Source organism: Bradyrhizobium sp. Leo114 (assembly GCF_055229415.2).
In genome coordinates, this window is sequence record NZ_JBUYEN020000299.1 from 1 (window position 1) to 217 (window position 217).

Here is a 217-nt window from a genome sequence, read left to right on the forward strand (position 1 = left end):
CCGATGTTGTCGGCCTCTATGTCGCCCCGCCGGCGAAGCCCATTGTGCTGTGCGTGGACGAGAAGCCCTCGATCCAGGCCTTGGAGCGAACGCAGGGTTATCTGAAGTTGCCCAATGGCCGCGCCTTGACTGGTCAGAGCCACGATTACAAGCGGCATGGCACCACAACGCTGTTTGCGGCGCTCGAAGTCGCCACCGGAAAGATCATCGCAACGCA

General features: G+C 61.3%; 1 pseudogene. It reads left to right on the plus strand.

Annotation, left to right across the window (positions count from 1 at the left end):
• A pseudogene (locus tag ACZIRK_RS45805) lies at window positions 1-217 on the plus strand (IS630 family transposase); the annotation flags it as partial.